Consider the following 7314-nt stretch of genomic DNA (forward strand, 5'->3'; position numbering starts at 1 on the left):
CTGCTGAAGCAGCCGCAGTATTCGCCGCTGGCGATGGAAGAGCAGGTCGTCTCGGTCTACGCCGGCACGCGCGGCTACATCGACGGCATCGCGGTGGCCGACGTCGGCCGCTTCGAGAAGGAGCTGCTGGCCCGCATCCACGCCAACCACGCTTCGCTGCTGGACGGCATCCGCACCAAGAAGGACCTGACGCCCGAGCTGGAAGCCGAGCTGAAGGACATCCTGGCGGCCTTCGTCAAGACCTTCGCCTGAGCCCGACCGGAAAGCTGAGAGAGTAAAGCCGGATGGCCAGCCTCAAGGAAATGCGCAATCGGATCGGAAGCGTGAAAGCCACGCAGAAGATCACGAAGGCCATGCAGATGGTCGCCGCGGCCAAGCTGAAGCGCGCCCAGGACCAGGCCGAGAGCGCCCGGCCCTACGCGCAGAAGATGGCCTCGGTCATCGCCAACCTGGCCGCCGGCGTCTCGGGCGCCGACGCGCCCCGGCTGCTGGCCGGCACGGGCGATGACCAGCGTCACCTGATCGTGGTCGCCACGGCCGACAAGGGCCTGGCGGGCGGCTTCTCGACCAACGTCATCCGCGCCGCACGCGAGCGGATCAACAGCCTGATCGCCAACGGCAAGGACGTGAAGATCATCGCCGTCGGCAAGAAGTCGCGCGATCAACTGGCCCGTCTCTATGGCGACAAGCTGGTCCGCACCTTCGAGCTGAGCGAGCACAAGACCGTCGGCCTGCCGTCGGCCCAGCCCATCGCCGAGATGATCGCCACGGCGTTCGAGGACGGCCAGGCCGATGTGGTCACCCTGTTCTACAGCCAGTTCCGCTCGGTGATCTCCCAGGTCCCGACCGCCAAGCAGTTGATCCCGGCGGTGGTGGAAGGCGACGCCCAGCCCATCGACCTGAACGGCGCGGTCTATGAATACGAGCCCTCGGAAGAGGAAATCCTCGAGACCCTGCTGCCGCGCAACCTGACGACCCAGATCCTGGCCGCCCTGTACGAGAACCAGGCCGGCTTCTTCGGTTCGCAGATGGCGGCGATGGACAACGCCACGCGCAACGCCGGCGACCTCATCAACGCCCTGACGCTGCAGTTCAACCGCAAGCGCCAGGCCCAGATCACCACCGAGCTGATCGAGATCATCGCCGGCGCCGAAGCCCTTTGATCCCGACCGAACAGACATTCCGATACGGACCCCAGCCATGACCGACACCGTCGCCCCCAAGAAGCCCGCCGCCCGCAAGCCGGCCGCCAAAAAGGTTGCCCCCGCCGCCGCCCCGGTGAACGCCGCGGGCCAGGGCAAGATCGCCCAGGTCATCGGCGCCGTCGTCGACGTCGAGTTCGACGGCCACCTGCCGGCGATCCTGAACGCCCTGCACACCCAGAACATCGACCAGAAGACGGGCGAGCCCTTCACCCTGGTCCTGGAAGTCGCCCAGCACCTGGGTGAGAACATGGTCCGCACCATCGCCATGGACACGACCGAGGGCCTGACCCGCGGCCAGCCCGTGTCGGACACCGGAACCTCGATCCAGACCCCGGTCGGCCCGGGCGTGCTGGGCCGCATCATGAACGTGGTCGGCCAGCCGATCGACGAAGCCGGCCCGATCAAGACCACCGAATACCGCCCGATCCACCGCGAGGCGCCCTCGTTCGAGGAGCAGACCACCTCGTCGGAAATCCTGGTCACCGGCATCAAGGTCATCGACCTGATCTGCCCCTACACCAAGGGCGGCAAGATCGGCCTGTTCGGCGGCGCCGGCGTGGGCAAGACCGTGACCATGCAGGAGCTGATCAACAACATCGCCAAGGCCTACGGCGGTTATTCGGTCCTGGCCGGCGTGGGCGAACGCACCCGCGAGGGCAACGACCTGTATCACGAGATGATCGAGTCCAACGTGAACGTGGACCCGACCAAGAACAACGGCTCGACCGAGGGCTCCAAGTGCGCCCTGGTCTATGGCCAGATGAACGAGCCGCCCGGCGCGCGCGCCCGCGTCGCCCTGACGGGCCTCGCCCAGGCCGAGTACTTCCGCGACGAGGAAGGCAAGGACGTGCTGCTGTTCGTCGACAACATCTTCCGCTTCACCCAAGCCGGTTCGGAAGTGTCGGCTCTCTTGGGCCGCATCCCGTCGGCCGTGGGCTATCAGCCGACGCTGGCCACCGAGATGGGCAACCTGCAGGAACGCATCACCTCGACCAAGAAGGGCTCGATCACCTCGGTCCAGGCCATCTACGTCCCCGCCGACGACCCCACCGACCCGGCGCCGGCCGCCTCCTTCGCCCACCTGGACGCGACGACCATGCTGTCGCGTGACATCGCCGCCCAGGCCATCTTCCCCGCCGTCGACCCGCTGGACTCGACCTCGCGGATCATGGACCCGCTGGTCATCGGCGAGGAGCACTACCAGGTCGCCCGTTCGGTCCAGGAAGTGCTGCAGCAGTACAAGGGCCTGAAGGACATCATCGCCATCCTGGGCATGGACGAGCTGTCGGAAGAGGACAAGCTGGTCGTCTCGCGCGCCCGCAAGATCCAGCGCTTCCTGTCGCAGCCTTTCTTCGTGGCCGAGCAGTTCACCAACTCGCCGGGCAAGTTCGTCGAGCTGGCCGACACCATCCGCTCGTTCAAGGGCATCGTCGCCGGCGAATACGACCACCTGCCGGAAGCCGCCTTCTACATGGTCGGCGCCATCGAGGAAGCCGTGGCCAAGGCCGAGAAGATGGCGGCGGACGCCTGATCATGGCCGGCAAGCTGAACTTCTCCCTCGTCTCGCCGGAACGCGAGGTCTTTTCGGGCCTCGTGGACCAGGTGGACGCGCCGGGCGTCGAGGGCGACTTCGGCGTCCTGCCGGACCACGCCCCCTTCATGACCGCCCTGCGCGAGGGCCTGGTGAGCGTCTATAGCGGCGGCGCTGTGACCCGCTACGACGTCAAGGGCGGCTTCGCCGACGTCAACGGCGAGGGCCTGACCATCCTGGCCGAGGAAGCGACCGAGGTCGCCGCGGCCTGATCCTCTCGCGGGATCGAAACGATCAGAGGCCTCCCGCTTCGGCGGGAGGCCTTTTTCGTTGCCGGAACGGAAGGCGACGCGGCGGCGGCGATCGCAATCTTGATCGCCAAATCCTGTGGTTTCAGTCGCTTGGCGCCGCCGGCGGACAATCGACGCGCCTTGGTTTCGACCCGTGCGATCATCGCTGGATCGCGGACCCCTCAGGGGAGGAAAGCCACGGCTATCTCATATTCCACTCCCGTCACCCTCGGGCTTGTCCCGAGGGCCCACCGTTCCGCATCACCTGCGAGCGGCCGGTCAGCGGACAGCGAAACGCGGCTCGGTCGGACCCATCTCCGCCGTGGGCCCTCGGGACAAGCCCGAGGGTGACGGTGATGGGGCTCACGAATTCACGCCAGCGGCCCATTTCAGACGATTCAGACTATTCAGACTCTCTTTTCGCCCCCGAGTGCGAAATCGCCGACCCAGCACCTGACAGCCGATTTCAGACGATTCACACCATTCAGACTCTGTTTTTCGAGGCCAGGGTCTGAAATCTCGCCGCCGAGAGGCTAAAGACCGTCTCATGACCGACGCCATCGCCATTCACGGAACCTGCGACCCGCGCTTCGCCGCCGTCCGCAACGCTTTCGCCGCCAACTTCACCGATGCGCCCGAGGGGCTGAACGAACAGGCGGCGCGGTTCAGCGTGCTGATCGAGGGCCAGCCGGTCGTCGACCTCTGGGCCGGCCACGCCGACACGGCCCGCACCCATCCCTTCACCGAAACGACGCTGACGCCGGTCTTCTCCACCGGCAAGGCGGTCATGGCCCTGCTGATCGCCACGGCGGTCGAGGCGGGCCGGCTGTCCTACGACCAGACCGTCGCCTCGGTCTGGCCCGAGTTCGCGGCCGAGGGAAAGCAGGACGTCACCGTCGCCCAGTTGATGAGCCACCAGTCCGGGCTGCCGGGGTTCTCCGAGGCGGTCGATCCGGCGGTCTGGTTCGACGCCCCCGCCGTGGTGGCGAAGCTGGCGGCCCAGGCGCCGATGTGGGCGCCCGGCACGGCCTCCGGCTATCACCCGATCACCGTCGGCTATCTGGCCAACGAACTGTTCCACCGCGTCACGGGCCGCACGATGGGCCAGGCCCTGCGCGAGGATTTTCCCGACCTCGACCTGTGGATCGGCCTGCCCGAGGCCGAGCATCCCCGCGTGGCCCAGATGCGGAAGCCCACGGCCGCCCCCAGCCTCGGCCCCATCGACCCGATCAAGCAGGCCGCCTTCCTCGACCGGGGCTCGGCGCCCGGCGGCCGCGGCTCCAGCGAGTGGCGGCGGATGGAAATTCCCTCCGCCAACCTGCACGGCACGGCGCTGGGCCTGGCGCGCCTCATGGGCGTGGTGGCCAACGGGGGGCGGCTGGGCGACCGCGCGGTGCTGACGGATGCGACCCTGGAACAGCTGACCCGCGAACGCATCCACGGCCCGGACAAGGTGCTGCCCTACACCATCAGCTGGGCCGCCGGGCTGATGCGCAACGACGGCCTCAACGTCTTCGGACCGGGCGAAGCCTGGGGCCACTACGGCTGGGGCGGCTCCATGGCCATGGCCGACCCGTCGCGCCGCCTGTCGGCCGCCTATGTCATGACCCGCCAGTCGCCCCACCTGATCGGCGACCCGCGCGCCGTGCGCCTGCTGGAGGCGCTGTACGGAGCGCTCTAGGCCGGTTCCGCCGTCTCACGGATCGCCTGCCGGGCCGCCCGGCTGCGCCGGAAGGCGGCCAGGGCGAAGACCCCGGCGCCGGCCCAGATGAAGACGAAGGAGACGACCCGCAGCGGCGTCAGCGCCTCGCCCGTCAGGACGCCGCAGGCGAACTGGAGCGTCGGGGCCAGGAACTGGATGAAGCCCACCGTCGACAGCGGCAGCCGCCGCGCCGACCAGGCGAACAGCACCAGGGGGATGACGGTCGCCGGCCCGTTGACCAGCGCCCAGGCCAGCCCGGCCGGAGAGGAGAAGCCCGTCGCCTGCCCATGCGTCGCCAGCCACGCCAGGAAGACCGCCCCGACCGGCAGCAGCACCAGGCACTCGACGAACAGCCCCGTCTGGGCCGAGGCCGCGACCCGCTTTCGGATCACCGCATAGGCGCAGAAGGTCACCGCCAGCGTCAGGCCGATGAGGGGCACATGGCCCAGGGCCAGGGTCTGGATCGCCACCCCCAAGGCCGCCAGGCCGATGGCGACGCCGCTCAGCCGGTCGATCCGTTCGCGGAACAGCACCGCCCCCGCCGCCATGTTGAGCAGCGGGTTGATGTAGTAGCCCAGGCTGGCCTCCAGCGTCGCGTGGTGCGTCGTGGCGAAGACATAGAGGCTCCAGTTCGTCGCGATCATCACCGCCGACAGCACCAGCCAGCCGAAGGTGCGCGGCTGGGCCAGGACCGACCGCGCCTCGCCCCACTGGCCCGCCAGCAACACGAACAGGCCGGCCACGAACACCGACCACACCGCCCGGTGGGCCAGGATCTCGGCCGCGGCGAAGCCATGCGCCGCCATGGCCATGAACATCAGCGGCAGCAGGCCCCACAGGGTGTAGCTGGCGACAGCGGTCGCGACCGCGCGCGGGTCGGTCGGGCTGGGCGACATGGGAAAGGTCCTCGGTCCGCCGGGCAGGGGAGGCCCGCCCGGCGGCATATGGGGTCAGACCGTCAGGGTGCGATAGCCGGTCGACGACTTGATCGTGCCCGTCTCGTCCAGAAGCTGGGCGATCTGGACCGCGTTCAGGGCGGCGCCCTTGCGCAGATTGTCCGACACCACCCAGAAGCTCAGGCCGTTCTCGACCGTCGGGTCCTTGCGGATGCGCGAGACGTACACCGCGAACTCGCCCGCCGCATCGACCGGGGTGATGTAGCCGTCGTGCTCCTGCTTATCGACCACCAGGACGCCCGGCGCCTCGCGCAGGATGGCGCGCGCCTCGTCCGGCTCGATCGGGCGATCGAACTCGACCGTCACGGCTTCGGAGTGGCCCACGAACACCGGCACCCGCACGCAGGTCACGGTCAGCTTGATGTTCGGGTCGAGCATCTTGTGCGTCTCGTCCCACATCTTCTGCTCTTCGTCGGTGTAGCCGTCGTCCTGGAAGGCGCCGATGAAGGGGATGACGTTGAAGGCGATCTGCTTGGGGAACTTCTTGGGTGTGGCGTCGCCCAGGCCGTATATGGCCTTGGTCTGGTTCCACAGTTCGTCCATGCCCTCCTTGCCGGCGCCGGACACCGACTGATAGGTCGACACCACCGCGCGCTTGATCTTAGCCGCGTCGTGCAGCGGCTTCAGCGCCACGACCAACTGGGCGGTCGAGCAGTTGGGGTTGGCGATGATGTTCTTCTTCTTGGCGTCCTTGACCGCGTCCGGGTTCACCTCGGGCACGATCAGCGGCACGTCCGGGTCCTTGCGGAAGGCCGAGGAGTTGTCGATCACGATGGGGCCGGCCTTGCCGATCTTCTCGGACCATTCGCGCGACACCCCGCCGCCCGCCGACATCAGCACGATGTCGACCGTGGAGAAGTCGAACTGCTCGATGTCCTGGCACTTGACGGTCTTGTCGCCGAAGGACACCTCGACGCCCTTGGATTTTCGCGAGGCGATGGCGTGCAGTTCGTCCACGGGGAAGTTCACTTCCTCCAGGATGTTCAGCATTTCGCGGCCCACATTGCCCGTGGCCCCGACGATCGCGACGCGATAACCCATCTTTGTCAGTCCTTCGGACGCGCTATCGCTCGGCTCGCGGAGCCTCGCTGCTTCAGCGCGACGATTGTGTGTTTGGAGAAGCGCTCTGCAATTAGGCGTTCGCGGCCGTGAAGCAATCGCTTTTCGCTGCCCCGGCCTTTAAGCAGGGCTGCATGACCTCCCGCATCCGCAGCGCCTACGACATCCGCGTGGACGAAGGCGTGCTGACGCCCGACCCCGCCCAGCAGGGGGTGATCACGGCGCTGGAGCGGCTGGAGACCGATCTGGCCAAGCGCGGCCTGTTCGGCCGGCCGCCGGAGGTCAGGGGAGTCTATCTGTGGGGGCCGCCCGGACGCGGCAAGTCCATGCTGATGGACCTGTTCTATTCCGCCACGCCCGAGCCGAGGAAAAAACGCGCCCACTTCCACGCCTTCATGGCCCGGGTCCACGACCTGGTGCGTCAGTGGCGCGAGGGCGACGCCAAGGCCAGGAAGGCCGTGTTCGGCACGCACAAGGGCGACGACCCTATTCCGCCAGTCGCGAAACTGATCGCGTCGGAGGCGCGGCTGCTGTGCTTCGACGAACTGCAGGTCACCGACATCGCCGACGC

Annotated in this window: 7 protein-coding genes and 1 pseudogene; 6 read left to right on the forward strand and 2 right to left on the reverse strand. The window is 67.8% G+C overall.

Going from position 1 to position 7314, the window contains the following annotated elements; genetic code table 11:
* The 5 genes and pseudogenes from B2U11_RS03725 to B2U11_RS03745 form a co-directional block, all read left to right on the forward strand.
* Window positions 1-252, forward strand: a pseudogene (locus B2U11_RS03725) (F0F1 ATP synthase subunit alpha); the annotation flags it as partial.
* 32 nt (window positions 253-284) lie between these two features.
* The gene (locus B2U11_RS03730) at window positions 285-1163 is read left to right on the forward strand and encodes a F0F1 ATP synthase subunit gamma (protein ID WP_292070041.1); all 879 of its coding nucleotides are present in this window, start codon (window positions 285-287) and stop codon (window positions 1161-1163) included.
* Between the two features lie 37 nt (window positions 1164-1200).
* Window positions 1201-2736, forward strand: a complete 1536-nt coding sequence (gene atpD, locus B2U11_RS03735) for a F0F1 ATP synthase subunit beta (RefSeq protein WP_414632929.1) — start codon at window positions 1201-1203, stop codon at window positions 2734-2736.
* Between the two features lie 2 nt (window positions 2737-2738).
* Window positions 2739-3008 (forward strand): ATP synthase F1 subunit epsilon, encoded by a 270-nt coding sequence (locus B2U11_RS03740; protein ID WP_292070043.1) that lies wholly within the window; start codon window positions 2739-2741, stop codon window positions 3006-3008.
* 565 nt (window positions 3009-3573) lie between these two features.
* Window positions 3574-4707: a serine hydrolase domain-containing protein gene (locus tag B2U11_RS03745; RefSeq protein WP_292070044.1), complete on the forward strand. Its 1134-nt coding sequence runs from the start codon at window positions 3574-3576 to the stop codon at window positions 4705-4707.
* Here B2U11_RS03745 and rarD read toward each other — a convergent pair.
* Window positions 4704-5624 carry an EamA family transporter RarD gene (gene rarD / locus B2U11_RS03750; protein ID WP_292070045.1) on the reverse strand — a complete coding sequence of 307 codons (921 nt, stop codon included), beginning with the start codon at window positions 5622-5624 and terminating at the stop codon, window positions 4704-4706. The two genes, B2U11_RS03745 and rarD, sit on opposite strands and share 4 nt — an antisense overlap.
* Before the next feature lie 54 nt (window positions 5625-5678).
* Window positions 5679-6725: an aspartate-semialdehyde dehydrogenase gene (locus tag B2U11_RS03755; protein WP_292070046.1), complete on the reverse strand. Its 1047-nt coding sequence runs from the start codon at window positions 6723-6725 to the stop codon at window positions 5679-5681.
* 152 nt (window positions 6726-6877) lie between these two features.
* Here B2U11_RS03755 and zapE point away from each other — a divergent pair.
* Window positions 6878-7314, forward strand: a 437-nt coding sequence (gene zapE / locus B2U11_RS03760) for a cell division protein ZapE (protein ID WP_292070047.1), incomplete at its 3' end; no start/stop codon positions are given.

Origin of the sequence: Brevundimonas sp. UBA7534 (assembly GCF_002479325.1) — a bacterium.
In the GTDB taxonomy this organism is placed as follows: Bacteria; Pseudomonadota; Alphaproteobacteria; order Caulobacterales; family Caulobacteraceae; genus Brevundimonas.

Coding starts and splice junctions, on each gene's coding strand:
- B2U11_RS03730 (WP_292070041.1), top strand. CDS start 285: ATGGCCAGCCTCAAGGAAATGCGCAATCGGATCGGAAGCGTGAAAGCC.
- atpD (WP_414632929.1), top strand. CDS start 1,201: ATGACCGACACCGTCGCCCCCAAGAAGCCCGCCGCCCGCAAGCCGGCC.
- B2U11_RS03740 (WP_292070043.1), top strand. CDS start 2,739: ATGGCCGGCAAGCTGAACTTCTCCCTCGTCTCGCCGGAACGCGAGGTC.
- B2U11_RS03745 (WP_292070044.1), top strand. CDS start 3,574: ATGACCGACGCCATCGCCATTCACGGAACCTGCGACCCGCGCTTCGCC.
- rarD (WP_292070045.1), bottom strand. CDS start 5,624: ATGTCGCCCAGCCCGACCGACCCGCGCGCGGTCGCGACCGCTGTCGCC.
- B2U11_RS03755 (WP_292070046.1), bottom strand. CDS start 6,725: ATGGGTTATCGCGTCGCGATCGTCGGGGCCACGGGCAATGTGGGCCGC.